The sequence below is a fragment of the Trinickia diaoshuihuensis genome, assembly GCF_003390925.1.
Taxonomy (GTDB): Bacteria; Pseudomonadota; Gammaproteobacteria; order Burkholderiales; family Burkholderiaceae; genus Trinickia; species Trinickia diaoshuihuensis.
Genome location: NZ_QUBS01000078.1, coordinates 32,071 through 56,724, shown reverse-complemented (window position 1 = coordinate 56,724; position 24,654 = coordinate 32,071). Strand labels below are relative to the sequence as shown.

The 24,654-nt window shown below is 63.2% G+C and carries 32 protein-coding genes; 31 read left to right on the top strand and 1 reads right to left on the bottom strand.

Translation table 11 applies throughout. The features are described 5' to 3' along the window. The first annotated feature begins 17 nt into the window (after positions 1-17). From DXT59_RS16825 to tatC, 25 genes are all read left to right on the top strand, one after another. The gene (locus DXT59_RS16825; RefSeq protein WP_116138021.1) at positions 18-845 is read left to right on the top strand and encodes an ABC transporter ATP-binding protein; all 828 of its coding nucleotides are present in this window, start codon (positions 18-20) and stop codon (positions 843-845) included. After that, positions 838-1,605, top strand: coding sequence for a lipid asymmetry maintenance ABC transporter permease subunit MlaE (mlaE, locus tag DXT59_RS16820; protein WP_116138020.1), 768 nt, complete (start codon positions 838-840; stop codon positions 1,603-1,605). The genes DXT59_RS16825 and mlaE overlap by 8 nt, the downstream gene beginning before the upstream one ends. 44 nt (positions 1,606-1,649) lie before the next feature. Further along, complete coding sequence (gene mlaD, locus DXT59_RS16815; protein ID WP_205417443.1) at positions 1,650-2,189, top strand: outer membrane lipid asymmetry maintenance protein MlaD; 540 nt, start codon at positions 1,650-1,652, stop codon at positions 2,187-2,189. Between the two features lie 51 nt (positions 2,190-2,240). Then, positions 2,241-3,140 (top strand): MlaA family lipoprotein, encoded by a 900-nt coding sequence (locus tag DXT59_RS16810; protein WP_116138019.1) that lies wholly within the window; start codon positions 2,241-2,243, stop codon positions 3,138-3,140. 122 nt (positions 3,141-3,262) lie between these two features. After that, on the top strand, positions 3,263-3,895 hold the full coding sequence (locus DXT59_RS16805) for an MlaC/ttg2D family ABC transporter substrate-binding protein (RefSeq protein WP_116138018.1): 633 nt from the start codon (positions 3,263-3,265) through the stop codon (positions 3,893-3,895). Next, positions 3,892-4,206 carry an STAS domain-containing protein gene (locus tag DXT59_RS16800; RefSeq protein WP_116138017.1) on the top strand — a complete coding sequence of 105 codons (315 nt, stop codon included), beginning with the start codon at positions 3,892-3,894 and terminating at the stop codon, positions 4,204-4,206. The genes DXT59_RS16805 and DXT59_RS16800 overlap by 4 nt, the downstream gene beginning before the upstream one ends. Before the next feature lie 213 nt (positions 4,207-4,419). Beyond that, positions 4,420-5,346, top strand: a complete 927-nt coding sequence (locus DXT59_RS16795) for an ABC transporter ATP-binding protein (RefSeq protein ID WP_116138016.1) — start codon at positions 4,420-4,422, stop codon at positions 5,344-5,346. Further along, entirely contained in the window at positions 5,343-6,098 is a 756-nt protein-coding gene (locus DXT59_RS16790; RefSeq protein WP_116138015.1) for an ABC transporter permease, read from the top strand. The genes DXT59_RS16795 and DXT59_RS16790 overlap by 4 nt, the downstream gene beginning before the upstream one ends. Before the next feature lie 19 nt (positions 6,099-6,117). After that, the gene (locus tag DXT59_RS16785; RefSeq protein WP_102645166.1) at positions 6,118-6,357 is read left to right on the top strand and encodes a BolA family protein; all 240 of its coding nucleotides are present in this window, start codon (positions 6,118-6,120) and stop codon (positions 6,355-6,357) included. Positions 6,358-6,445: 88 nt separating this feature from the next. Beyond that, a complete protein-coding gene (gene murA, locus DXT59_RS16780; protein ID WP_116138014.1) occupies positions 6,446-7,729 on the top strand; it encodes a UDP-N-acetylglucosamine 1-carboxyvinyltransferase in 1,284 nt (427 codons plus the stop codon). Beyond that, positions 7,726-8,400, top strand: a complete 675-nt coding sequence (hisG, locus tag DXT59_RS16775; protein ID WP_116138013.1) for an ATP phosphoribosyltransferase — start codon at positions 7,726-7,728, stop codon at positions 8,398-8,400. The genes murA and hisG overlap by 4 nt, the downstream gene beginning before the upstream one ends. A 71-nt stretch (positions 8,401-8,471) precedes the next feature. After that, on the top strand, positions 8,472-9,794 hold the full coding sequence (gene hisD / locus DXT59_RS16770; RefSeq protein WP_116138012.1) for a histidinol dehydrogenase: 1,323 nt from the start codon (positions 8,472-8,474) through the stop codon (positions 9,792-9,794). Positions 9,795-9,796: 2 nt separating this feature from the next. Then, entirely contained in the window at positions 9,797-10,870 is a 1,074-nt protein-coding gene (gene hisC / locus DXT59_RS16765; protein WP_116138011.1) for a histidinol-phosphate transaminase, read from the top strand. A gap of 20 nt (positions 10,871-10,890) precedes the next feature. Then, a complete protein-coding gene (gene hisB / locus DXT59_RS16760; RefSeq protein WP_116138010.1) occupies positions 10,891-11,478 on the top strand; it encodes an imidazoleglycerol-phosphate dehydratase HisB in 588 nt (195 codons plus the stop codon). Between the two features lie 59 nt (positions 11,479-11,537). Then, the gene (locus tag DXT59_RS16755) at positions 11,538-12,158 is read left to right on the top strand and encodes a MarC family protein (RefSeq protein WP_116138009.1); all 621 of its coding nucleotides are present in this window, start codon (positions 11,538-11,540) and stop codon (positions 12,156-12,158) included. Continuing rightward, complete coding sequence (gene hisH / locus DXT59_RS16750) at positions 12,155-12,793, top strand: imidazole glycerol phosphate synthase subunit HisH (protein WP_116138008.1); 639 nt, start codon at positions 12,155-12,157, stop codon at positions 12,791-12,793. Before DXT59_RS16755 ends, hisH begins: the two co-directional genes overlap by 4 nt. A gap of 157 nt (positions 12,794-12,950) precedes the next feature. Further along, positions 12,951-13,703 (top strand): 1-(5-phosphoribosyl)-5-[(5-phosphoribosylamino)methylideneamino]imidazole-4-carboxamide isomerase, encoded by a 753-nt coding sequence (gene hisA / locus DXT59_RS16745; protein WP_116138007.1) that lies wholly within the window; start codon positions 12,951-12,953, stop codon positions 13,701-13,703. Positions 13,704-13,816: 113 nt separating this feature from the next. Next, positions 13,817-14,590, top strand: a complete 774-nt coding sequence (hisF, locus tag DXT59_RS16740) for an imidazole glycerol phosphate synthase subunit HisF (protein ID WP_116138006.1) — start codon at positions 13,817-13,819, stop codon at positions 14,588-14,590. A gap of 1 nt (position 14,591) precedes the next feature. After that, on the top strand, positions 14,592-15,002 hold the full coding sequence (gene hisI, locus DXT59_RS16735; protein WP_116138005.1) for a phosphoribosyl-AMP cyclohydrolase: 411 nt from the start codon (positions 14,592-14,594) through the stop codon (positions 15,000-15,002). Next, positions 14,999-15,400, top strand: coding sequence for a phosphoribosyl-ATP diphosphatase (locus DXT59_RS16730; protein ID WP_116138004.1), 402 nt, complete (start codon positions 14,999-15,001; stop codon positions 15,398-15,400). Before hisI ends, DXT59_RS16730 begins: the two co-directional genes overlap by 4 nt. Positions 15,401-15,453: 53 nt before the next feature. After that, on the top strand, positions 15,454-15,831 hold the full coding sequence (locus DXT59_RS16725; RefSeq protein WP_116138003.1) for a DUF4870 family protein: 378 nt from the start codon (positions 15,454-15,456) through the stop codon (positions 15,829-15,831). 34 nt (positions 15,832-15,865) lie between these two features. Next, positions 15,866-16,228, top strand: coding sequence for a histidine triad nucleotide-binding protein (locus DXT59_RS16720; protein ID WP_116138002.1), 363 nt, complete (start codon positions 15,866-15,868; stop codon positions 16,226-16,228). Positions 16,229-16,345: 117 nt separating this feature from the next. Beyond that, positions 16,346-16,594 (top strand): Sec-independent protein translocase subunit TatA, encoded by a 249-nt coding sequence (gene tatA, locus DXT59_RS16715; protein ID WP_116138001.1) that lies wholly within the window; start codon positions 16,346-16,348, stop codon positions 16,592-16,594. Between the two features lie 121 nt (positions 16,595-16,715). Continuing rightward, the gene (tatB, locus tag DXT59_RS16710) at positions 16,716-17,273 is read left to right on the top strand and encodes a Sec-independent protein translocase protein TatB (protein WP_116138000.1); all 558 of its coding nucleotides are present in this window, start codon (positions 16,716-16,718) and stop codon (positions 17,271-17,273) included. Between the two features lie 99 nt (positions 17,274-17,372). After that, the gene (gene tatC / locus DXT59_RS16705) at positions 17,373-18,152 is read left to right on the top strand and encodes a twin-arginine translocase subunit TatC (RefSeq protein WP_116137999.1); all 780 of its coding nucleotides are present in this window, start codon (positions 17,373-17,375) and stop codon (positions 18,150-18,152) included. A gap of 89 nt (positions 18,153-18,241) precedes the next feature. On the opposite strand, the gene DXT59_RS16700 is transcribed toward tatC, so the two are convergent. Continuing rightward, positions 18,242-19,474, bottom strand: a complete 1,233-nt coding sequence (locus DXT59_RS16700) for a Do family serine endopeptidase (RefSeq protein WP_116137998.1) — start codon at positions 19,472-19,474, stop codon at positions 18,242-18,244. A gap of 19 nt (positions 19,475-19,493) precedes the next feature. Here DXT59_RS16700 and DXT59_RS16695 point away from each other — a divergent pair, with 19 nt between their 5' ends. From DXT59_RS16695 to DXT59_RS16670, 6 genes are all read left to right on the top strand, one after another. After that, positions 19,494-20,240 carry a Nif3-like dinuclear metal center hexameric protein gene (locus tag DXT59_RS16695; RefSeq protein WP_116137997.1) on the top strand — a complete coding sequence of 249 codons (747 nt, stop codon included), beginning with the start codon at positions 19,494-19,496 and terminating at the stop codon, positions 20,238-20,240. Positions 20,241-20,525: 285 nt separating this feature from the next. Then, positions 20,526-21,146, top strand: a complete 621-nt coding sequence (petA, locus tag DXT59_RS16690) for a ubiquinol-cytochrome c reductase iron-sulfur subunit (RefSeq protein ID WP_116137996.1) — start codon at positions 20,526-20,528, stop codon at positions 21,144-21,146. After that, positions 21,147-22,529: a cytochrome b gene (locus DXT59_RS16685; protein WP_116137995.1), complete on the top strand. Its 1,383-nt coding sequence runs from the start codon at positions 21,147-21,149 to the stop codon at positions 22,527-22,529. A gap of 22 nt (positions 22,530-22,551) precedes the next feature. Next, the gene (locus DXT59_RS16680) at positions 22,552-23,319 is read left to right on the top strand and encodes a cytochrome c1 (RefSeq protein ID WP_116137994.1); all 768 of its coding nucleotides are present in this window, start codon (positions 22,552-22,554) and stop codon (positions 23,317-23,319) included. Positions 23,320-23,421: 102 nt separating this feature from the next. Continuing rightward, positions 23,422-24,033 carry a glutathione S-transferase N-terminal domain-containing protein gene (locus DXT59_RS16675; protein WP_006052302.1) on the top strand — a complete coding sequence of 204 codons (612 nt, stop codon included), beginning with the start codon at positions 23,422-23,424 and terminating at the stop codon, positions 24,031-24,033. A gap of 87 nt (positions 24,034-24,120) precedes the next feature. Then, positions 24,121-24,636 (top strand): ClpXP protease specificity-enhancing factor, encoded by a 516-nt coding sequence (locus tag DXT59_RS16670; protein WP_116137993.1) that lies wholly within the window; start codon positions 24,121-24,123, stop codon positions 24,634-24,636. Positions 24,637-24,654: the final 18 nt, after the last annotated feature.

The following is a 24,654-nucleotide window of genomic DNA, read 5'->3' as shown; positions in this document are numbered from 1 at the left end:
ATAGGAAAGTCCGCTTCGTGCCGCCTTCATCCTCCGAGCCTATCCTCGAACTTCGCAACGTCGACTTCGGTTACGACGAAGACCGTCTCGTTCTCTCGAACCTGAACATGCGCTTTGCGCGCGGCCAGGTCGTCGCCGTCATGGGCGGCTCCGGCGGTGGCAAGACGACGGTGCTGCGTTTGATTGGCGGCCTCGAGCGGGCGCGCCGCGGCGAAGTGTTGTTCCAGGGGCGCGACGTCGGCAAGCAAACGCGCGAGGGGTTGTACGCCCTGCGCCGCAAGATGGGGATGCTGTTCCAATTCGGGGCGCTCTTTACCGATATGTCGGTGTTCGAGAACGTCGCCTTCGCGTTGCGCGAACATACCGATTTGCCCGAGGCGCTGATTCGCGACCTCGTCTTGATGAAATTGAACGCCGTGGGGCTGCGCGGCGCGCGCGATCTGGCGCCGTCGCAAATCTCGGGCGGCATGGCGCGCCGCGTGGCGCTCGCGCGTGCAATCGCGCTCGATCCGGAATTGATGATGTACGACGAGCCGTTCGCCGGTCTCGACCCCATTTCGCTCGGCATCACGGCCAATCTGATCCGCACGCTGAATCAGGCGCTCGGCGCCACCTCGATTCTCGTGACGCACGACGTGCCCGAATCGTTCGCGATCGCCGATTACGTCTATTTCCTCGCGAACGGGACGGTCCTGGCCCACGGCACGCCGGCGCAATTGCGCGAATCGGTGGATCCGACCGTGCGCCAGTTCATCGACGGCGCCCCCGACGGTCCGTTCCGTTTCCACTACCCGGCGCAAGCGACGCTCGCGGCGGACTTCGGCTTGGGGGGCGGGCATGATTAGCGCACTCGGCAGTTGGGTGATCGGCCGCATCGTGCGCACGGGCTATGCGACGCGGCTATTCCTTCGTATCGTCCTGGAAGGGCTGCGACTGTTGCGCCGGCCCGGGCTCGTCGTCAAACAGATCTTCTTCGTCGGCAACTACTCGTTCATCATCATCGCGGTGTCGGGTTTGTTCGTCGGCTTCGTGCTCGGCTTGCAGGGCTACTACACGCTGAACCGCTACGGCTCCGAGCAAGCGCTCGGATTGCTCGTGGCGCTCTCGCTCGTGCGCGAACTCGGGCCCGTCGTTACTGCGCTGCTGTTCGCCGGCCGGGCCGGCACGTCGCTGACGGCCGAAATCGGGTTGATGAAAGCCGGCGAACAATTGACGGCGCTCGAAATGATGGCCGTCGACCCTGTTGCCACCGTGCTGGCGCCGCGCATGTGGGCCGGCATCATCTCCATGCCTGTGCTCGCGGCGATTTTCAGCGCCGTGGGCGTGCTGGGCGGCTATGTCGTCGGGGTGCTGCTGATCGGCGTCGATTCGGGTGCCTTCTGGTCGCAGATGCAAGGCGGCGTCGACGTCTGGCGCGACGTCGGCAACGGTGTCATCAAAAGCGTCGTATTCGGTTTCGCGGTGACGTTCATCGCCCTGTTCCAAGGCTACGAAGCCAAGGCGACGCCCGAAGGCGTATCGCTGGCGACCACGCGCACGGTCGTCTATGCGTCGCTTGCCGTGCTCGGGCTCGATTTCCTGCTGACCGCGCTGATGTTTAGCTGAGCGCCGGCGCCGTTTGCCGCTTAAGCCAATTTCTCTTTGTTGGAATGACGATGAAAAAGACTGTTCTCGACTTCTGGGTCGGCTTGTTCGTGCTGCTGGGCTTGATCGCCGTGCTGTTTCTGGCGCTGAAGGTCGGCAACATGAGCTCGCTCTCGTTCGAGGCCACCTATCCCGTCAAGCTCAAGTTCGACAATATCGGCGGTCTGAAGGTGCGCGCTCCCGTCAAAAGCGCGGGCGTGACGGTCGGACGCGTGAGCTCGATCGGCTTCGACACGAATACCTACCAGGCCACGGTCACCATCGATATCGACAAGCAGTATCCGTTTCCGAAGGACACGTCGGCCAAGATCTTGACCTCCGGGCTGCTTGGCGAGCAGTACATCGGGCTCGAGCCCGGCGGCGACTCCGAGATGCTGAAGGCCGGCGATACCATTTCGATGACCCAATCGGCCATCGTGCTTGAAAACTTGATCGGGCAGTTCCTTTACAGCAAGGCCGCCGACGCGGGCGGCTCGAAAACCGCTCCTGCCCCGGCGCCTAGCGCTCCGGCCGCGTCCAGCGCGCCCGCGGCTAGCGGCGGTTAAGGAAACCCGGTTGATCGAATCACAGATAGTGTGAGCTAACGGAGAACAATAATGCGAACCACGCGCGCGAAGAACGTGACGCTTGCTTTGGCCGCCGCGGCATTGGCCGGCTGCGCGTCCGTCCAAACGCCGACACCGGGCGATCCGCTCGAGGGGCTGAACCGGACCGTCTTCAAATTCAACGATACGGTCGATACCTACGCGCTGAAACCCGTCGCGAAGGGCTATCAATGGGCCGTACCGCAGCCGGTACGCTCGAGCGTCACCAACTTCTTTTCGAATATCGGCGATGTCTATGTCGCCGCCAACGAACTGCTCGAACTGAAGATCGCCGACGGCGTGGGCGACGTCATGCGCGTCGTCATCAACACCGTGTTCGGCGTGGGCGGCCTGTTCGACGTCGCGACGGCGGCCAAGCTGCCGAAGCACTCCGCCGACTTCGGCGTGACGCTCGGCCATTACGGCGTGCCGTCGGGCCCGTACCTCGTGCTGCCGTTGCTGGGACCGAGCACGGTACGCGATGCGGCGGGCCTCGCGGTCGATTACTACGGCAACCCGCTCAGCTACGTGCATCCGTCGAGCGTGAGCTGGGCGCTGTACGGCGTGAATCTCGTCAATACGCGCGCCAACCTGTTGACGACCGTGGACGTGCTCTCGGGCGCCGCGATCGACAAGTATTCGTTCATACGAAACGCCTATTTGCAGCGGCGCCAATTCCTGATCACGGGCGGCGACGGGGCCGAGAGCGTTCCGAACTACGACGATTCGCTGCCCAAGTACGACGACGGATCGGCCGAGCCGGCCGGTGCTTCGGGTGCTACGGCGGCATCGGCGCCCGCCGCGGCGCCGGCGCCGGCCAGCGGGACGAACGGCGACGGCCAAACGGTGCCGGGCCAGCAGTACGTGCCGCCGCCGCACAACGGCCTGCCTGGAATTCATTTGCCGCGCTGAGCGGTGTGGGAGCGGGGTGGTAACGATTCGATACGAATGTTGCCGCCCGATGTTGGACCGGCCTCGAACTTGCATGGCATGGTGAGCTCGAACTCCGGTTCCTCGACACTCAAGGATCGACGATGAAAAAATTTCTCTGGTTTGCTTTGTTTTCCGCATTGCTCTCGTTCGGCAGCGCCGGCTTTGCCCAAACGGTCGACACGAATTCTCCCGACGGCATGATCAAAACGGTCACGACCCAGGTGCTCGACCAGATCAAGTCCGATTCGAGCATCAAGAGCGGCGATATCAACAAGATCACGCAGGTCGTGAACGAGAAGATCCTGCCGTACACCGATTTCCGCCGCACGACGCAGCTCGCGATGGGCCGCGCCTGGCGCCAGGCTACCCCGCAGCAGCAAGATCAAATGGTCGAGCAATTCAAGATGCTCTTGATCCGCACCTACTCGGGCGCGCTGTCGCAAGTGCGCGATCAAACCGTGCAGTTCAAGCCGTTCCGCGCGGATCCGGGCGCGACGGATGTCGTCGTGCGCTCGACCGTCATCAACAACAGCCAACCGGTCGAACTCGACTACCGGCTGTACAAGACGGCGCAAGGCTGGCGCGTCTATGACCTGAACGTGGCGGGCGCATGGCTGATCCAGGCGTATCAGCAACAGTTCGCCGAGAAGATCAATCAGGGCGGCGTCTCCGGTTTGCTGCAGTTCCTCACGCAGCGCAACGAGCAACTCGCCGCGGGTAAGCAACCGTCATGAGCGCCGATACGAGCCGTTTCGCCACGGGCGCGACGCTCACGCATGCGAGCGCCACTAGTGCGCTCGCAGCCGGCCTGGCCAGTATCGAGGCCGGTGCAACGGCCGTCGATTGCACGCAACTGACGCAATTCGACTCGTCGGCGCTCGCGGTGCTGCTCGCTTGGCGGCGCGCCGCGCAGGCGAGGGGCCGCGCGCTCGACATCGTGAACGTGCCGGCGGGCCTCGCGAGCCTCGCGCAGGTCTACGGCATCGACACCTTATTCGCCGGGGCGCATCCGGCTACGTCAGCGAACGCCGCCACGGCGGTCTGACCGCAAGCGCGCGATGCGCGCCGCCCGTGTCCGAGCGCCGGCCGCGGCGCCCGGTGGGCGACCCCGACTTAGCCTATAATCAACCGTTTTTCGGGCAGCCGACCGGCCTCTCGTTTTCGAGGCGGGCGCCGGCCGCATGCCCGCCCGTGCCGCGAGCCGGGCACGAATCACGTCACAACAAAGGCGCGCCGCCGGTAAAGGCCGCGCACACCCATGTCAGCGATAGAAATCCGCAACGTCAAGAAGCGCTATAAGGCGCTGCAAGCGCTCAAGGGCGTCAGCTTGACGGTCGAGGAGGGCGAGTTCTTCGGCCTGCTCGGCCCCAATGGCGCGGGCAAGACGACCCTCATCAGCATTCTCGCGGGGCTCGCGCGCGCCGACGAAGGCACCGTTCTCGTCCGGGGTCATGACGTCGTCTCCGATTTCCGGCAGGCGCGGCGGGCCCTCGGCGTGGTGCCGCAAGAACTCGTGTTCGATCCGTTCTTTTCGGTTCGCGAAACGTTGCGTATCCAATCGGGCTATTACGGGCTTCATCACAACGACGATTGGATCGACGAGGTCATGGCCAATCTCGATTTGACCGAGAAGGCCGACGCGAACATGCGCGCGCTGTCGGGCGGCATGAAGCGGCGCGTGCTCGTCGCGCAGGCGCTCGTGCACCGGCCGCCCGTGATCGTGCTCGACGAGCCCACGGCCGGCGTCGATGTCGAGTTGCGCCAAACGCTGTGGAAATTCATCTCGCGGCTCAATCGAGAAGGTCATACGATCGTGTTGACGACGCACTATCTCGAAGAAGCCGAATCGCTGTGCGACCGCATCGCGATGCTGCGGCGCGGCGAGGTGGTGGCGCTCGACCGCACGAGCGCGCTGTTGCAGCGCTTCGCCGGGATGCAACTCGCGGTGCGCTTCGCGCAAGGCGTGTTGCCGACGGAATTGCGCGCCTTGGAGATCGAGCCGTCCGCGCCGGGTGCGCGTCAGCATCTGCTGCGTTTGTCGAGCTACGACGACGTGGAGCGCATCCTCGCGCAATGCCGCGCGGCGGGCTGTACGTTCGAGGAAATCGATGTGCGCAAAGCCGATCTCGAAGACGTTTTCGTTCAATTGATGAACGCGCCCGAAGTGCTCGAGGGTCTGGCATGAGCGGCTTCCGGACTTTGTTCTACAAAGAAATCCTGCGCTTTTGGAAGGTCTCGTTCCAAACGGTGCTGGCGCCCGTCATTACGGCGCTACTGTATTTGACGATTTTTGGGCATGCGCTGCGCGGACACGTCGAGGTTTATCCGGGTGTCGAATATACGAGCTTCCTGATCCCGGGCCTCGTCATGATGAGCGTGTTGCAGAACGCGTTCGCGAATAGCTCGTCGTCGCTGATTCAATCGAAGATCACGGGCAACCTCGTGTTCGTGCTGCTGCCGCCGCTCACCTATTGGGAGATGTTCGGCGCCTACGTGCTCGCGTCGGTCGTGCGCGGGCTCGCGGTTGGGCTAGGAGTATTCGTCGTGACGGTTTGGTTCATCCCCGTGAAGTTCGCGGCGGCGGCCTACATCGTCGTGTTCGCGGTGCTCGGCGCCGCGATTCTCGGCACGCTCGGGCTCATCGCGGGGATCTTGGCCGAGAAGTTCGATCAGTTGGCGGCGTTTCAAAACTTTTTGATCATGCCGCTCACGTTCCTCTCGGGCGTGTTCTATTCGACGCATACGCTGCCGGACATCTGGCGCCATGTGTCGCGGCTAAACCCGTTTTTCTACATGATCGACGGCTTTCGCTACGGTTTTTTCGGCTTGTCCGATATCGACCCGCTCGCGAGCCTCGTCATCGTGAGCGGATTTTTCGCGCTGATCGCCGCGATCGCGATGCGTTTGCTCGCGTCAGGCTACAAGCTGCGCTATTGAATCGGAAAGGAGCGTGCACATGTTGCCGACCCCGGAACAAGTCAAGCAATACATCGAAGCGGGCCTCGCCTGCCGGCACCTCGAGGTGGAAGGCGACGGTCAGCACTTTTTTGCGACGATCGTCTCCGATGCGTTCGAAGGCAAGCGGTTGATCGCCCGCCATCAACTCGTCTACGCGGCGCTCGGCGAGCGCATGCGGCAAGAAATCCACGCGCTGAGCATGAAGACGCTCACGCCGGCGGAATGGCAGAACGGATAACGAGAGATTCCCGAGAGTGCGCATTACACCAGATTCACGCGATGCCGGAAGCGGCGCCGCCACGGAGGCCCGAACGGGGCAAATCAGCATGGACAAGCTCGTGATCGAAGGCGGCCGGCCGCTCGCCGGCGAAGTCGGCATTTCGGGCGCGAAGAACGCGGCGCTGCCGATTCTTTGCGCCAGCCTATTGACGGCCGATCCGCTGCACCTCCAAAACGTGCCCGACCTGCAGGACGTGCGCACCACGCTTAAACTGCTCGCGCAGATGGGCGTGCGCGAGTCGCGCGCGGGTGCGACGCTCACGCTCGACGCGGCCGGTGTCGACAATCCCGTCGCACCTTACGAGCTCGTCAAGACGATGCGCGCCTCGATTCTCGCGCTCGGTCCGCTCGTTGCGCGCTTCGGGCATGCGAAGGTGTCGCTGCCGGGCGGCTGCGCGATCGGCGCGCGTCCCGTCGATCAGCACATCAAGGGCTTGCAAGCGATGGGCGCCGAGATCAGCATCGAGCACGGCTATATCGAAGCGCGCGCCAAGCGCCTCAAGGGCGCGCGCATCATGACGGATATGATCACCGTTACCGGCACCGAGAACTTGCTGATGGCGGCCGTTTTGGCCGACGGCGAGACGGTGCTCGAAAACGCGGCGCGCGAGCCCGAAGTGGGCGACCTTGCCCAGTTGCTCGTGAACATGGGCGCGAAGATCGAGGGCATCGGCACCGATCGGCTCGTGATCCAAGGCGTTCAGGCGCTGCACGGGGCCGATCACGCGGTGATCCCGGATCGCATCGAAGCGGGCACGTTCTTGTGCGCGGTGGCCGCGGCCGGCGGCGACGTCACGTTGCGCGGCGTGCGCCCGATCACGCTCGAGGCCGTCACGATGAAACTGCGCGAGGCCGGCGTGACGATCGAAGAGGGCGACGATTGGATCCGCGTGCGTATGGCGGGGCGGCCGAAAGCCGTGTCTTTCCGCACGTCGGAATACCCGGCGTTTCCGACCGACATGCAAGCGCAGTTCATGGCGCTGAACGCGATCGCCGAGGGCACGTCGCAGGTCGTCGAGACGATTTTCGAGAACCGCTTCATGCACGTCCAGGAATTGAACCGGCTCGGCGCCAGTATCACGATCGACGGCAACACGGCGCTCGTCACGGGCGTGTCGCGCCTGTCGGGCGCGACGGTGATGGCGACGGATCTGCGCGCGTCGGCGAGTCTCGTCATCGCCGGGCTCACGGCCGAGGGCGAAACGCTCGTCGATCGCATTTACCACCTCGACCGCGGCTACGACCGCATGGAAGCCAAGCTGACGGCGATCGGCGCACGCGTGCGCCGCGTATCGGATCGCCGCGCCCCCGCATCGGAGAATCACGCATGAGTACCGCCGACACGACGCCCCTGACGCTCGCGCTCTCCAAGGGCCGGATCTTCGAGGAGACGATGCCGCTGCTCGCGGCGGCCGGCGTGCACGTGACCGAGGATCCCGAAACGTCGCGCAAGCTGATTCTGCCCACGAGCGCGCCGAACTTGCGCGTCATCATCGTGCGGGCGACCGATGTGCCGACCTACGTCGAATACGGCGCAGCCGATTTTGGCGTGGCGGGTAAGGATGTGCTGCTCGAGCACGGCGGCTCGGGTTTGTATCAGCCGATCGATCTGAATATCGCGCGCTGCCGGATGTCGGTGGCCGTGAAGGCCGGTTTCGATTACGCCAATGCGGTGCGGCAGGGCGCGCGTTTGCGCGTCGCGACCAAGTATGTGCAGACCGCGCGCGAGCATTTCGCGGCGAAGGGCGTGCACGTCGATTTGATCAAGCTGTACGGCTCGATGGAGCTGGCGCCGCTCGTCGGCTTGGCCGATGCGATCGTCGACTTGGTCAGCTCGGGCGGCACGCTGCGGGCGAACGATCTTGTCGAGGTGGAGGAAATCATGCAGATCTCCTCGCGCCTCGTCGTGAACCAGGCGGCGCTGAAATTGAAGCGCGCGGCGTTGGCGCCTTTGCTCGATGCGTTCGGGCAGGCGTCGCAGGGCGCGCAAGCCGGCGCCTGACGCGGACCGGGTTTGTCGCGCGTGGCTCGCGCGTCTCGCCCGGCACGCGCATTACCGAAACGGATACCAGCATGTCACTGACGATTCGCAAACTCGATTCGAGCGCCGAGGACTTCTCGGCGCAACTCGCCGCCGTGCTTGCCTTCGAGGCGAGCGAGGACGAAGCGATCGAACGCTCGGTCGCGCAGATCCTGGCCGACGTCAAAACGCGCGGCGACGCGGCCGTCCTCGAATACACGAACCGCTTCGACCGTCTTTCGGCCACGAGCGTCGCGGCGCTCGAATTGCCGACGAGCGAACTCGAAGCGGCGCTCGATGCGCTCGAACCGAAGCGGCGCGCGGCGCTGGAAGCCGCGGCGGCGCGCGTGCGGGCCTATCACGAGAAACAAAAGATCGAATGCGGCAGCCATAGCTGGCAGTACACGGAAGCCGACGGCACCGTGCTGGGCCAGAAGGTGACGCCGCTCGATCGCGCCGGCATCTATGTGCCGGGCGGCAAGGCGGCGTATCCGTCGTCGGTGCTGATGAACGCCATTCCGGCGCGCGTGGCCGGCGTGCGCGAGATCGTGATGGTCGTGCCGACGCCCGACGGCGTGCGCAATCCGCTCGTGCTGGCGGCGGCCTTGCTCGGGGGCGTCGATCGCGTCTTTACGATCGGCGGCGCGCAGGCCGTGGGCGCCCTCGCGTACGGCACGCAAACGCTGCCGGCCGTCGATAAGATCTGCGGCCCCGGCAATGCCTACGTCGCGGCCGCCAAGCGGCGCGTGTTCGGCACGGTCGGTATCGATATGATCGCCGGCCCCTCGGAAATCCTCGTCCTGTGCGACGGTACGACGGACCCGCGCTGGGTCGCCATGGACCTGTTCTCCCAGGCCGAACACGACGAGCTGGCCCAATCGATCCTGTTGTGTCCCGACGAGGCGTTCATCGCGCGCGTGCACGATGCGATCAACGAACTGTTGCCGCCGATGCCGCGGCGCGACGTCATCGAGCGCTCGCTCGTCGACCGCGGTGCGCTCGTGAAAGTGCGCGATATGGCCGAGGCCTGCGCGATCGCCAATCAGATCGCCCCCGAGCACTTGGAGATTTCGGCGCTCGATCCGCACCAATGGGCGAAGGAGATCCGCCACGCGGGCGCGATTTTCCTCGGCCGTTATACGAGCGAGAGCCTCGGCGATTACTGCGCGGGGCCGAATCACGTCTTGCCGACGTCGCGGACGGCGCGCTTTTCGTCGCCGCTCGGCGTCTACGACTTCTTCAAGCGCTCGAGCGTGATCGAAGTCAGTGCCGAGGGCGCGCAAACGCTCGGCGAGATCGCGGCCGAGCTTGCGTACGGCGAAGGTCTGCCGGCGCACGCGCGCAGTGCCGAATACCGGATGAAACAAGGCGGCTGATCATGACGACGAAACCCGAAGACATCATTCGTCAAGACGTCCTGTCCATGACGACTTACGCGGTGGCCGACGCGACGGGCTTCGTGAAGCTCGACGCGATGGAAAACCCGTTCCCGCTGCCCACGCCGCTCGCGCGGCAACTGGGCGAGGTGCTGGCCGCCGTCGCGCTCAACCGCTACCCGGAGCCGCGCCCCGCGGCGCTGATCGACAAGCTCAAGTCTGTGATGGGCGTGCCGGCCGGTGCGGACGTGTTGCTCGGCAACGGCTCGGACGAGCTGATCAGCATGATCGCCGTCGCTTGCGCGAAGCCGGGCGCCAAGCTGCTCGCGCCCGTGCCCGGCTTCGTCATGTATCAAATGTCGGCGAAGTTCGCGCACCTCGATTTCATCGGCGTGCCGCATCGTGCCGATCTGACGCTCGATACCGAGGCGATGATCGCCGCCATCGCCGAACAGAAGCCGGCCATCATCTATCTGGCTTACCCGAATAATCCGACGGGCACGCTATACCCGGACACGGATATCGAGCGCGTGATCGCCGCGGCGCGGGGTAGCCTGGTCGTGATCGACGAGGCGTATCAGCCGTTCGCCGAGAAGAGCTGGATCGACCGCGTGCTGCGGTACGACAACGTCGTCGTCATGCGGACCGTCTCGAAGCTGGGGTTGGCCGGGATCCGGCTCGGTTACCTCGTCGGTGCCCCCGCCTGGCTCAAGGAGTTCGACAAGGTTCGCCCGCCGTACAACGTGAACGTGCTCACGCAGGCCGCGGCCGAATTCATGCTCGATCACGTCGACGTGCTGGAAGGCCAGGCGGCGCAATTGCGGGCCGAGCGGGCCAAATTGGCGTCGGCGCTGGCCGCGTTGCCGGGTACCTCCGTGTTTCCGAGCGCCGCCAACTTCCTGCTCGTGCGCGTGCCCGATTCGGACGCGGCGTTCAACGCCCTACTAAAGGCGAAGGTTTTGGTCAAAAACGTGGGTAAAATGCACCCATTGCTTGCTAATTGCTTGCGTTTGACGGTCGGCGCGCCGAACGAGAACGCGCAAATGCTCGCGGCGCTCGAGCAGGCGCTGAAATAATAGTTACTTAGAGGTTTTTCATGCGCGTAGCGGAAGTGGTTCGCGATACCAGCGAAACGAAGATCCGTGTCAAGATCGATCTGGACGGCACGGGCCGGCAAAAGCTGGCCACGGGCGTGCCGTTCCTCGACCACATGCTCGATCAAATCGCCCGTCATGGGCTGATCGACCTCGATATCGAGGCGGATGGCGATTTGCATATCGACGACCACCATACCGTCGAAGACACCGGCATCACGCTCGGCATGGCGGTGGCCAAGGCCATCGGCGACAAAAAGGGCATTCGCCGCTACGGCCACGCTTACGTGCCGCTCGACGAGGCGCTCTCGCGCGTCGTCATCGACTTCTCCGGGCGTCCGGGGCTCGAATTCCATGTGCCGTTCACGCGTGCGCGGATCGGCACGTTCGACGTCGATTTGTCGATCGAGTTCTTCCGCGGCTTCGTCAATCACGCGGGCGTGACGCTGCACGTCGATAATTTGCGCGGTTTGAACGCGCACCATCAGTTGGAAACGGTGTTCAAGGCATTCGGCCGTGCGTTGCGCATGGCTGTGGAGCTGGACGAGCGCGCGGCGGGGCAGATTCCGTCGACGAAAGGCAGTCTCTAACGCAGGCCCTTCACCGACGGACCGGTTGCCGCGCCTAAAAGACGCGGCGCCGGCTTGCGATGGATCTTCTCAAATCGTTTATTTCATTGCTGGCACTGATCAATCCCGTCGGTGCCGTGCCGTTCTTCCTGAGCCTCACGTCGGAGCATTCCGACGGCGAGCGCCGGCGCACGATCCGCATCGCCTCGATTTCGGTGTTTTGCGTGATCGCGGTGACGACGCTGCTCGGCCAGCAGATCATTAGTTTTTTCGGGATTTCAGTCGGTTCGCTCGAGGTGGGCGGCGGCATCATCATGCTGCTGATGGCCGTGAACATGCTCAATGCGCAGATCGGCAATACGCGTGCCACCCCCGAGGAGCGCGACGAGGCCGAATCGAAGAACAGCATCGCGGTCGTGCCGCTGGCCATCCCGCTGCTGACGGGCCCCGGCACGATCAGCACGGTGATCGTCTATTCGGCGAACACGGTGCATTGGTACGACCGGATCGGGCTCGTAGCGATCGGCGCCGTCATCGCGGTCATCTGCTTCGGCGCGCTCAGGCTCGCCGATCCGATCGCCCGCTGGGTCGGCCATACCGGGATCAACATCGGCACGCGGCTGATGGGTTTGATGTTGTCGGCGCTGGCGGTGGAGTTCATCGTCGACGGATTGAAGGCGCTCTTGCCTAACTTGCGATGAAAAAGATTGCGATTGTGGATTACGGGATGGGCAACTTGCGCTCGGTGTACCAAGCGCTCAAGAAGGCCGCACCCGAAGCGGACGTGGCGATCGTCGATCGTCCCGAAGGGATTCGCGCGGCCGAGCGCATCGTCTTGCCCGGCCAAGGGGCGATGCCCGACTGCATGCGCTGCCTCGGCGAATCGGGACTGCAAGAAGCGGTGCTCGAAGCCTCGCGCGCCAAGCCGCTGATGGGCGTATGCGTCGGCGAGCAGATGCTGTTCGACTGGAGCGAGGAAGGCTCGACGCCGGGGCTCGGTTTGCTGCCGGGCAAGGTGGTGCGTTTCGCGCTCGAAGGCCAATTGCAGGACGACGGCTCGCGCTTCAAAGTGCCGCAAATGGGCTGGAACCGCGTGCGGCAAACGCGTGCTCACCCGCTCTGGGCTGGCGTGCCCGACGGTGCGTTCTTTTACTTCGTCCACAGCTATTACGTCGTGCCCGAAGAGCGCGACGATACGGTGGGCGAGACCGATTACGGCACGACGTTCACGTCGGCCGTGGCGCGCGGAAACATCTTCGCGACGCAGTTTCACCCTGAAAAGAGCGCCGATACCGGGCTGCGCGTCTACCGCAATTTCGTCGACTGGAACCCATGAACGCGATGCGGCCGTCCGCGCGCCATTGTCCTATCCGGGCGGCGAGCGGGCGGAGCCCCGAAAGACTTGTACTAAACTAAGCGACACGGCGGGGGCGATAGTGCGCCCGAAGCCGGCTGCCGCCGACATTCAACCTCCCAGACTTCACGCGATTGCTATGCTGCTGATTCCCGCCATCGACCTCAAGGACGGTCAGTGTGTGCGCCTTAAACAAGGCGATATGGACCAAGCGACCATATTTTCCGAGGACCCCGCGGCGATGGCCCGGCATTGGGTCGAGCGCGGCGCGCGGCGGCTGCATCTGGTCGATCTGAACGGTGCGTTCGCCGGCAAGCCGAGGAACGAAGAAGCGATCCGCGCCATCATCGAGGAAGTCGGCAACGAAATCCCCGTGCAGCTCGGCGGCGGAATCCGCGATCTCGAAACGATCGAGCGCTACCTGGACGACGGCCTGTCGTACGTCATCATCGGCACGGCCGCCGTGAAAAACCCCGGCTTTTTGCAAGATGCCTGCACGGCGTTCGGCGGCCACATCATCGTCGGGCTCGACGCGAAAGACGGTAAGGTGGCGACGGACGGCTGGAGCAAGCTGACGGGCCACGAGGTCGTCGATCTGGCGCAAAAATTCGAGGACTACGGCTGCGAATCGATCATCTATACCGATATCGGCCGCGACGGCATGTTGCAGGGCATCAATATCGAGGCGACGGTGCGGCTCGCGCGCGCGGTGAAGATTCCCGTGATCGCGAGCGGCGGTCTGTCGAATCTGGCCGATATCGATGCGCTGTGCGAAGTCGAGGACGAAGGCATCGAGGGCGTCATCTGCGGGCGCGCGATTTATTCGGGCGATCTCGATTTTGCCGCGGCGCAAACGCGCGCGGACGCATTGCGCGAATCCGACGACGCCTAATGCCTCGCGCATAACGCCGGGCGGCGCGCGCGGCCGAGGCGGCCCGAGCCCGCCACGGCTTTATGCTGTCTGCGTAGCAAGCAGGCGGCTCACTTAGCGGCATTTGCACCATCATGGCTCTAGCTAAACGCATCATCCCCTGTCTGGACGTGACCGCCGGGCGCGTCGTCAAAGGCGTCAATTTCGTGGAGCTGCGCGATGCCGGCGATCCCGTCGAGATCGCGCGCCGCTACGACGAGCAAGGCGCCGACGAGCTGACGTTCCTCGACATCACGGCCACCTCCGATCAACGCGACCTGATTTTGCCGATCATCGAGGCCGTGGCGGCGCAAGTTTTCATCCCGCTGACCGTGGGCGGCGGCGTGCGCGCCGTCGAGGACGTGCGGCGCCTGCTCAATGCCGGGGCGGACAAGGTCAGCATGAACTCGTCGGCCGTCGCGCGGCCCGAACTCGTGCGCGAGGCCGCCTTGCGCTACGGCTCGCAGTGCATCGTCGTCGCGATCGATGCGAAACGCGTCTCCGCCGAGGGCGAGCCTGCGCGCTGGGAGGTGTTCACGCATGGCGGGCGCAAGGCGACGGGGCTCGACGCCGTGCAATGGGCCAAGCAGATGGCCGAATACGGCGCGGGCGAAATCTTGCTGACGAGCATGGACCGCGACGGCACGAAAAGCGGGTTCGATCTCGCGCTGACGCGCGCGGTGTCCGATGCGGTGCCGGTGCCGGTCATCGCCTCGGGCGGCGTCGGTTCGCTGAAGGATCTGGCCGACGGCATCGTCGAAGGACGCGCCGACGCCGTGCTGGCCGCGAGCATCTTCCACTACGGCGAGCACACGGTCGGCGAAGCAAAGCGCTTCATGGCCGAGCGCGGCATCCCTGTTAGGCAATGACATGAACGCTCCCGCCGATCAACCCTGGCTCGACAAAGTCCAATGGGACGCGAACGGGCTCGTGCCCGTCATCGCCCAGGAAGCCGCGACAGGCGACGTATTGATGTTCGCCTGGATGAATCGCGAGGCCTTGGCCAAGACGATTGAAACGGGCCGCGCCGTCTATTTCTCGCGCTCGCGCCAGCGTTTGTGGTTCAAGGGCGAGGAGTCCGGCCACGTGCAGCACGTGCGCGAGGTACGGCTCGACTGCGACGAGGACGTCGTGCTGCTCAAGATCGAGCAAGTGTCGGGCATCGCCTGCCATACCGGGCGTCACTCCTGTTTTTTCCAGAAATTCGAGGGTACGGTGGACGAGGGCGGCTGGGTGGCCGTCGATCCCGTGCTGAAAGACCCAGAGCAGATCTACCGATGACGCAATCCACGCAAACGAGCCCTGCGGGCAACGCCGGCGCGACGACGCAAGACACGCTGCTGCGCTTGGCCGCCGTGATCGACGGCCGCAAGGGCGGCGACCCCGAGGTGTCGTACGTCTCGCGCTTATTTCACAAGGGCGACGACGCCGTACTTAAAAAGATCGGCGAGGAAGCGACCGAAGTCGTCCTGGCCGCGAAGGATGTACGCCAAGGCGGCGCGCCGTCCGCGCTCGTCGGCGAAGTGGCCGACCTTTGGTTTCACTGCCTCGTCATGCTGTCGCACTACGATCTGAGCCCCGCAGACGTCATCGCCGAACTCGAGCGCCGCGAAGGGTTGTCCGGCATCGAGGAAAAGGCGATGCGCAAGCGCCGCGAGCGCGAGGAAAACGGCGGCTGAGCGACGGCCGGCCCAACGCGAGTGCCGCACGCAACGAGTCAAGGAGAGCGCGGATGGAACAACGACCGGACACCCCCGTCCTTTACCGGAGTCCCGAGGCGGGACGCGATTTGCGTACGCTGACCCATATCCTGTATGCGCTCTTCGCGCTGCATTGGTTCACGGGCGGCCTATCGATCCTCGTGGCGATCATCCTCGCATACCTGAAACGGGACGATGCGGCGGGCACGCCGTATGAAGCGCACATGACCTGGCTGATCCGCTCGTTCTGGATCGCCTTGGCCGGCTACGTCATCGGTGGAGCCCTCGTGTTCGTCGTGATTGGCTTCGTCGTGTTGGCGGCAGTCACAATTTGGATGATTTACCGTATCGTGAAGGGCTGGCTGTACTTGTACGAGAACAAGCCGCTCGAGCCGCGAGCGTGGTTGTAAGGCGCCGCGCATTCGCTTCGTCACCAGGAAGACCATGAGTCACGACAACTGCATTTTTTGCAAGATTGCCTCGGGCCAGATCCCGAGCACGAAGGTTCACGAGGACGAAGACTTCGTCGCGTTCAAGGACATCCACCCGGCAGCCGATACGCACGTGCTCGTTATCCCTCGAAAACACATCGAAACGCTATCCAATTGCACCGAAAGCGATGCTCCGCTGCTTGGTAAAATGATGGTTCTGGTGGCGCGCCTGGCCGACGAGCTCGGTTGCGCCTACACCGGCGGCGACACGGGGTTTCGCACGGTCATCAATACGGGGCCGGGTGGCGGGCAAGAGGTCTATCACTTGCATGCGCATATCCTCGCCGGTCCGCGTCCGTGGAAGCGGATGGGCTAGGGCAGCGGCGCACCCGCTGCCGCATCGATCGACACCGAGCGTTCGCGCTCCGATTACGGTCGCAAGGCCGGTATTTTTGCCGTCGCATAGCGCTTCGGCGAGGCTCTGGAGATTCTCATGGGTTCATTCAGCATTTGGCACTGGTTGATCGTGCTTTTGATCGTGGCGCTCGTGTTCGGTACGAAGCGTCTGCGCAGCATCGGCAGCGACTTGGGTAGCGCGGTGAAAGGCTTCAAAGAGGGCATGAAGGACGCCGATTCGCCGGCCGGCACCACGCCCGGCGACGCCGAGCGCCGCGAGCTGCCGCGCTCGAATACGATCGATGTCGACGCCAAGGAAAAATCGCGCTCGGACGATTACCGCTAAGCCCGGGCAACCGGTGCGGCGCGCGGTGTCCGCGAGGGGGACCCGCGGGCGTGCCGTCTTGCCGCCGCGGCGTCTCCCTTCTTTGCACCAACGAACGATAACGGACGATTAGGCCACCCCCATGCTCGATCTCGGACTGACGAAGATGGCGCTGATCGGCGTGGTGGCGCTGGTCGTCCTCGGCCCCGAACGCTTGCCGCGCGTCGCGCGCACGGCCGGCGCGCTGTTCGGCCGCGCCCAGCGTTACATCAACGACGTAAAGGCGGAAGTCACGCGAGAAATCGAACTCGACGAGCTTCGCCGGATGAAGACCGACTTCGAATCGGCCGCGCGCAATGTCGAAAATTCGATCCACGACAATCTGCGCAAGCATGAAACGGAACTGAACGAGGCATTTAGGTCCGGGACTTCCGTCTCTCCCAGTATCGCAGGGTCGGGGGCGGCCGAAGACGCGGCTTCCAGCGGCACGGGCAGTATCGGCGGCACGGCGGGTACGGGTTCGCCATGGCGCACCACGGCGCCGCCGATGGCCAAACGCGTGAGCTGGCGCGCGAAGCGTTCTGGCACGCCCGTCTGGTACAAACGCACGATCGGGCGCCGCACGCACGTACAGTCGGGCGCCGCGCGCGTGGCGCGCCATACCCCGGCCAGCCTGCGCAAGCAGCGGCGCTTTCTTTGACGCCGTCCATGAGCGTGCTGCGTTTAGCGCCGATGATTGACGGCTTCCCACTTCCGATTTTTCGGCGCAACGCGCGCCGATTTCACTAAGAGGGCCGGTGTGAGCGACCCCCAGCAAACACAAGACGAAGGCACAGAAGAGTCGTTCATCTCGCATCTGGTCGAGTTGCGCGACCGCATCATCAAGGCGGGTGCCGCCGTCATCGTCGTGTTTCTCTCTCTCGTCTATTGGGCGACGGATATCTTCCGGTTGCTCGCGCGGCCGTTGATGGAGAACTTGCCGAAAGGCGGGCGCATGATCGTGACCGACGTCACGGGCTCGTTTTTCGTGCCCGTGAAAGTCACGATGCTGGTGGCACTCGTGATCGCGTTGCCGATCGTGCTCTACCAGATCTGGGCGTTCGTGGCGCCGGGGCTCTACCAGCACGAGAAGAAGCTCGTGGCGCCGCTCGTGGGCAGCAGCTATGTGCTGTTCTTGTGCGGGATGGCCTTTGCCTACTTCGTCGTGTTTCCGACGATCTTCCGCGTCATGGCGCATTACAACGCGCCGCTCGACGTGCAGATGTCGACCGATATCGATAACTACTTGAGTTTCGTGCTGTCGATGTTTTTAGCGTTCGGCGTGACATTCGAGGTGCCGATCGTGGTCGTCTTGCTCGTGCGGATGGGCGTGGTATCGATCAAGAAGCTGCGCGGCATCCGGCCGTACGTGGTCGTCGGGGCGTTTATCGTGGCCGCCGTCGTCACGCCGCCCGACGTTTTCTCGCAACTCATTCTCGCGCTACCCCTGATTATTCTTTACGAGGCGGGAATCATCGCCGCGTGGCTGATCGTGGGCAAGGACAGCCCCGTCGCCGAGGAAGAGAGCGCAGCGAGTTAAACGCGCGGGTTGGAGCCGCGGTTCGAACCGCAGGCTCATCCCCTTATCCCCTTTTAACCGCGCGCTTGTCCTGAAGGGCGTACGGCCCTTCATTCCTGCGGCTGGGCGTCGCTGCCGTCGTCTTGATTGTTGTCGGCCTGCTTCGGCGGCGGCGGACGCTTGCCGATCGTCACGACGAGGTCCATTTCCTTTTTCTTGCGCATCAGCGTGACCTTGGCTTGCGTGCCGGGCTTGATCTGCGCGATCACGTTTAGCAACCGCGTCGTATCGGTAATGTCCTCGCCGTTGACGTCGAGCAGGACGTCGCCGGGTTTGATGCCCGCTTTGTCGGCCGGCCCGCCTTGCAAGACGCCCGCGACGATCGTGCCGCGTTGCTCGAGCCCAAACGACTGCGCGATGGCCGGCGTGATGTCCTGCGGCTCCACGCCGATCCAGCCGCGTGTGACCGAGCCCGTCGTGATGATGCTTTCGAGGACGCTGCGCGCGGTCGAGACGGGGATCGCGAAGCCGATCCCGAGCGAGCCGCCCGAGCGCGAGTAGATCGCCGTGTTGATGCCGAGCAGATTGCCGTTGACGTCGACGAGCGCGCCGCCCGAATTGCCGGGGTTGATCGGGGCGTCGGTTTGAATGAAGTTTTCGAACGTATTGATGCCGAGATGGTTGCGCCCGAGCGCGCTGATGATGCCCATCGTGACCGTTTGACCGACGCCGAACGGATTGCCGATGGCCAGTACGATATCGCCGACGCGCACTTGATCCATGCGGCCGAGCGTGATCGAGGGCAGGCTCGTCATAGTGATTTTCAGCACGGCCAGATCGGTCTCGGGATCGACGCCGATGACCTTCGCATTCGTGCGGCGGCCGTCGGCCAGCGCGACCTCGATTTCGTCCGCCCCATCCACGACATGTTCGTTCGTTAGAATGTAGCCCTCCGGGCTCACGATCACGCCCGAGCCGAGGTTCGTCGCCGTTTCGTCCTCGGGCTGTTGTCCTTGCTGTTGATTCTTAGGATTGCCGAAGAAGTACCGAAACAGCGGATCTTTCGCATGCGGGTTGGGCGGTGTGGCTCCGGCCTTGCCGGAGAACACGTTCACGACGGCCGGCATGGCTTTTTGCGCCGCGTCGGCATACGAGGTGGTGGCCGGCCCCGAACCCGCCGCGCCCGGCGCGACTTCGCGCAGCGCGACGATCGGAGAGGCAAGCTGTTTGCCGAACTGCCCCTGATGCTGCAGCCATTGCGGCTTGAGCGTCACCACGATGAACAGGACCGCGAGCAGAACCGTCACCGCTTGGGCGAAGAGCAACCAGAAGCGTCTAAGCATTTGAAGAATCGAGGTTTCTATGGATCGGATCGAACTTGAATTGTACTTGAACGACATGCTCGACATTGGCAGGTTCAAGGACTACAGCCCGAACGGCTTGCAAGTCGAGGGCAGGCGCCGCATCGAAAAGATCGCGACGGGCGTCACTGCCTCGCTCGCGTTTCTCGAGGCGGCCACCGATTGGGGGGCCGACGCCGTGCTCGTCCACCACGGCTACTTTTGGCGCAACGAATCGCCGCAGATCACGGGCCGCAAGTACCGACGGATCAAACAACTCGTCGATCACGAGATCAACCTGTTCGCCTATCACCTGCCGCTCGACGATCACCCCGAAGTGGGCAACAACGCGCAGCTTGGCGCGCGGCTCGGTCTCATCGGCGATGCGCGCTTCGGACCGGACTCGCTGGGCTGGATGACCACGCTGCCGATGCCGGTCACGCTCGCGCATTTCGCGGCGCAGGTGGAGCAAACGCTCGGGCGCGTACCGCTCATGCTCGGCGACCCCGATGTGGAACTACGCCGTATCGCGTGGTGTACGGGCGGCGCGCAAGGCTGGTTCGAGGCGGCGATCGACGCCGGCGCCGATGTCTATTTGACGGGCGAGATCTCGGAGCAAATCACCCATATCGCGGCCGAAAGCGGCGTCGCCTATCTTGCTGCGGGGCACCATGCGACGGAGCGTTACGGTGTTCAAGCGCTGGGGGCCCACCTGTCGGAGCGCTTCGACATTGAACATCTCTTTATCGATATCGATAATCCGGTGTGACGCAGTGCCGCAATTGTCGGCAATCACGCCTCAATTGCACGGTCGATTTTTTGCGTTTTGAATGATGCGGGTCATCGGCCGCGCAATATGCATGCCACTAAATGAAATGCTTACCGGGGAAAAGCACCGGAAATTCGGATCTCGGATGCGGGGAAACCCTTAAGAATCAACGCTTCGCACGGTTTTTGTCGGACGGCTCTTGTAAATGCCGACTCCATTCGCGCAAACTAGCGGCGGTGGCAAAAAGCGGTGACGGAAAAATCCAACTTAGAAGTGGGGCGTGTGATGCGAGATAAAGAAGAGGAACGCGTCGACGGCAGCCGCCGTACCTGGCTGATTGCGACGACCGTAATGGGCGGCGTGGGAGGAGTGGCCGCCGTAGTACCTTTCGTGGACTCTTTAGAGCCATCGGCGAAAGCAAAGGCGGCCGGCGCGCCGGTCGAAGTGGACATCAGCGGATTGCAGCCGGGTCAGTTGATGACGGTGGCCTGGCGCGGCAAGCCGGTTTGGATTTTGAACCGCACGCCGGACATGCTGGCCGACATCAAAAAGGCCGACGCCGACGTCGTCGATCCGACCTCGAAGAACCCGTTCTCGATGCCGATGCCGAAGTACTGCCAGAACGAGTACCGCTCGCGCGAGGACCATAAAAACATTCTTGTCGTCGTAGCGGTCTGTACGCACCTGGGTTGCACGCCGACTTCGCGTTTCACCCCCGGCCCTCAAGCCAATCTTCCCGACAACTGGCCCGGCGGCTTTCTGTGCCCCTGCCACGGTTCCACCTACGATCTCGACGGCCGCGTCTTCAAGGACAAGCCCGCGCCGCAGAACCTCGACGTTCCCCGCTACATGTTCACGTCGCCGACGACGATCGTGATCGGCAAAGACGAAGAAGGAGAGGCGTAAATGGCGACAACGGAAAAGCAGGTGGAGACGACGGGGCTAGCCGGCTGGATCGACCGGCGCTTCCCCATGACATCGACGTGGAAGGCGCATCTATCGGAGTACTACGCTCCGAAGAACTTCAACTTTTGGTACTTCTTCGGTTCGCTGGCGCTGCTCGTGCTCGTGAACCAGATCGTCACGGGCATCTTCCTGACGATGAACTACAAGCCCGACTCGCAGCTTGCATTTTCGTCGGTCGAATACATCATGCGCGAGGTGCCCTGGGGCTGGCTGATTCGCTATATGCATTCGACGGGCGCGTCTATGTTTTTCGTCGTCGTCTATCTTCATATGTTCCGCGGCCTCATGTACGGCTCGTATCGCAAGCCGCGCGAACTGGTTTGGATTTTCGGCTGCGCGATCTTTCTGTGCTTGATGGCCGAGGCGTTCTTCGGCTACCTGTTGCCGTGGGGGCAGATGTCATACTGGGGCGCGCAGGTGATCGTGAATTTGTTCTCGGCGATCCCGTTCGTCGGCCCGGATTTGTCGCTCTGGATTCGCGGCGACTACGTGGTGTCGGACATCACGCTCAATCGCTTCTTCGCGTTCCATGTGATTGCGATTCCGCTCGTGCTGCTGGGCCTCGTCGTCGTACATTTGATCGCGTTGCACGAAGTGGGCTCGAACAATCCGGACGGCATCGAAATCAAGGCCAAGAAAGATCCGAACGGCAAACCGCTCGACGGTATCCCGTTCCACCCGTATTACTCGGTGCACGACTTCATGGGTGTGTGCGTCTTCTTAATGATCTTCGCGGCGATTCTGTTCTTCGCGCCGGAGATGGGAGGCTACTTCCTCGAGCAGAACAACTTCGTGCCCGCCAATCCGCTGCAGACGCCGCCTGAAATTGCGCCGGTCTGGTACTTCACCGCGTTCTACGCGATGCTGCGCGCGACGACCGACCCGTTCAAGATCGTCCTCATGATCGTGATCGGCTTGCTTGGGCTGCTGGCGCTTGCCCGGGCCCGTGGGAAGTGGCGTATCGGGTTGCCGGTTCTGGCCGTGCTGATGATTCTGTTCATGGCGTTCACCGAAGCGAAGTTCTGGGGCGTCGTGGTGATGGGATCGGCGGTGGTGTCGCTGTTCTTCTTGCCGTGGCTCGACCGTAGCCCGGTGAAGTCGATCCGCTACCGGCCCTTCTTCCACAAGGTGCTCTACGGGGTATTCGTGCTGGCGTTCCTGACGTTGGCGTTTTTGGGGACAAAGCCGCCGTCGCCGACGGCGACGCTGATTGCTCAGATCTGCGCGTTGATTTACTTCGCGTTTTTCCTGGGCATGCCGTTCTGGACACGGCTCGGGACGTTCAAGCAGCCGCCCGAGCGGGTTCGGTACAAGCCCCATTAACCGCGAGCGAGGACGACACGATATGAAAAATTGGCTGAGCAAGCTCGCGCGCATCGGCGGTGCGAGCGTGGCGCTGACGTTGGCTGTGGCGATGGGGCCGGCCCATGCGGACGAGGATTTCCACCTTGATCGTGCGCCGAACAACACGCATGACATCGCATCGTTGCAGCATGGCGCCCAATTGTTTGTAAACTATTGCTTGAATTGCCACAGCGCGAACCTCGTGCGGTACAGCGCGCTGGAGCAGATCGGCATTTCCCAGAAGGAAATCGAGCAGAACTTGCTGTTCACCACCGACAAAGTGGGCAACACGATGACGGTGGCGATGCGCCCGGACGATGCGAAGGCATGGTTCGGGGTGACGCCGCCGGATTTGTCGGTGGAGGCGAGGGCGCGCGGGAGCGACTGGCTGTATACGTATTTGCGCAGCTTCTACGTCGACGATACGCGGCCGACGGGGTGGAACAATATGGTGTTCAACAACGTCGGGATGCCGAACGTGCTCTGGCAATTGCAGGGTGTGCGTACGGCCAAGTTCGACGACGTGAAGGACCCGGAGACGGGACAGAAGACGCATGAGTTCCAGAGCTTCGAAGTCGTAAAACCGGGGACGATGTCCCGGGTAGATTATGATTCTGCCGTGGCGGATCTGGTCGCGTACTTGACTTGGATGTCCGAGCCGACCCAGCAGACGCGCCGGCAGCTTGGCGTGTTCGTGCTGATCTTCCTGGGCGTCCTGACGTTTTTCGCCTGGCGGCTCAACGCGGCTTACTGGAAAGACGTCCAATAAACACGCCGTAGACGCGGTGTGGGGCCGGCGCAAGGGAGCGCCCGCTTAACGAGCGGGCGTTCCGGCGCGCTGGCCCTTCAGCTTTTTGAGGAAACTTTAGACATGATGGTTTTGTATTCCGGCACAACTTGCCCGTTTTCCCAGCGTTGCCGGCTGGTGTTGTTCGAAAAGGGCATGGACTTCGAGATCCGCGACGTCGACCTGTTCAACAAGCCGGAAGACATCGCCGTGATGAATCCGTACGGTCAGGTGCCGATTTTGGTCGAGCGCGACCTGATCCTGTACGAATCGAACATCATCAACGAATACATCGACGAGCGTTTCCCGCATCCGCAATTGATGCCGGCCGATCCGGTGCAGCGTGCGCGCGCGCGTTTGTTCTTGCTGAACTTCGAGAAGGAGTTGTTCGTTCACGTCGGTACGCTCGAGAACGAGAAGGGCAAGGCCGCGGAGAAGAATCACGAGAAGGCGCGTTTGGCGATTCGCGATCGCTTGACGCAACTGGCGCCGATCTTCTTGAAGAACAAGTACATGCTCGGCGAAGAGTTCTCGATGCTCGACGTGGCGATCGCGCCGCTCTTGTGGCGTCTCGATCACTATGGCATCGAGTTGTCGAAGAACGCCGCGCCGCTGATGAAGTACGCCGAGCGTATTTTCAGCCGTCCGGCGTATATCGAGGCGCTGACGCCCTCGGAAAAGGTCATGCGCCGCTAAGTCGAGTTCGGACATGGGCCGCTCGCGCGCATGGTCCAACCATGCGCTTGCGCGGGCGGCGTGCCGAACCTCGTATGAGGACAGTTGATGCAAGAAATTTCGACTAAGCCTTATCTGCTGCGTGCGCTGTACGAGTGGTGCACGGACAACGGCTACACGCCGCATATCGCGGTGCGCGTGGACAACCAAACGCGCGTGCCGCGTCAGTTCGTGCACAACGACGAGATCGTGTTGAACATCAGCTTCGAGGCGACGAGCCAACTGCAGATGGGCAACGAATGGATCGAGTTCAGCGCGCGGTTCTCGGGCAAGGTGCACAAGATCGAAGTACAGGTGGCGAATGTGCTGGCGATCTATGCGCGCGAGAACGGGCAGGGTATGGCGTTCCCGGTTGAGCCTGCGACGGGCGCCGCGCAAAGCGGGCCCGTGGCGAGCAGCGAAGTGCTGGAGGCGGATGAGGCGCAAGCCGATACGCTTTCGCCCGATAGCGGCTCGAGCGGTCCGCGTGCGCCTGAATCAACCGGCGAGGGACCGCGTCCGCGCACGGATGACGATGGTGGCAAGGGCGGCGGCGGTAAAGGCCACCTCAAAGTCGTGAAATGAAGTAGAATCGCGGACTCA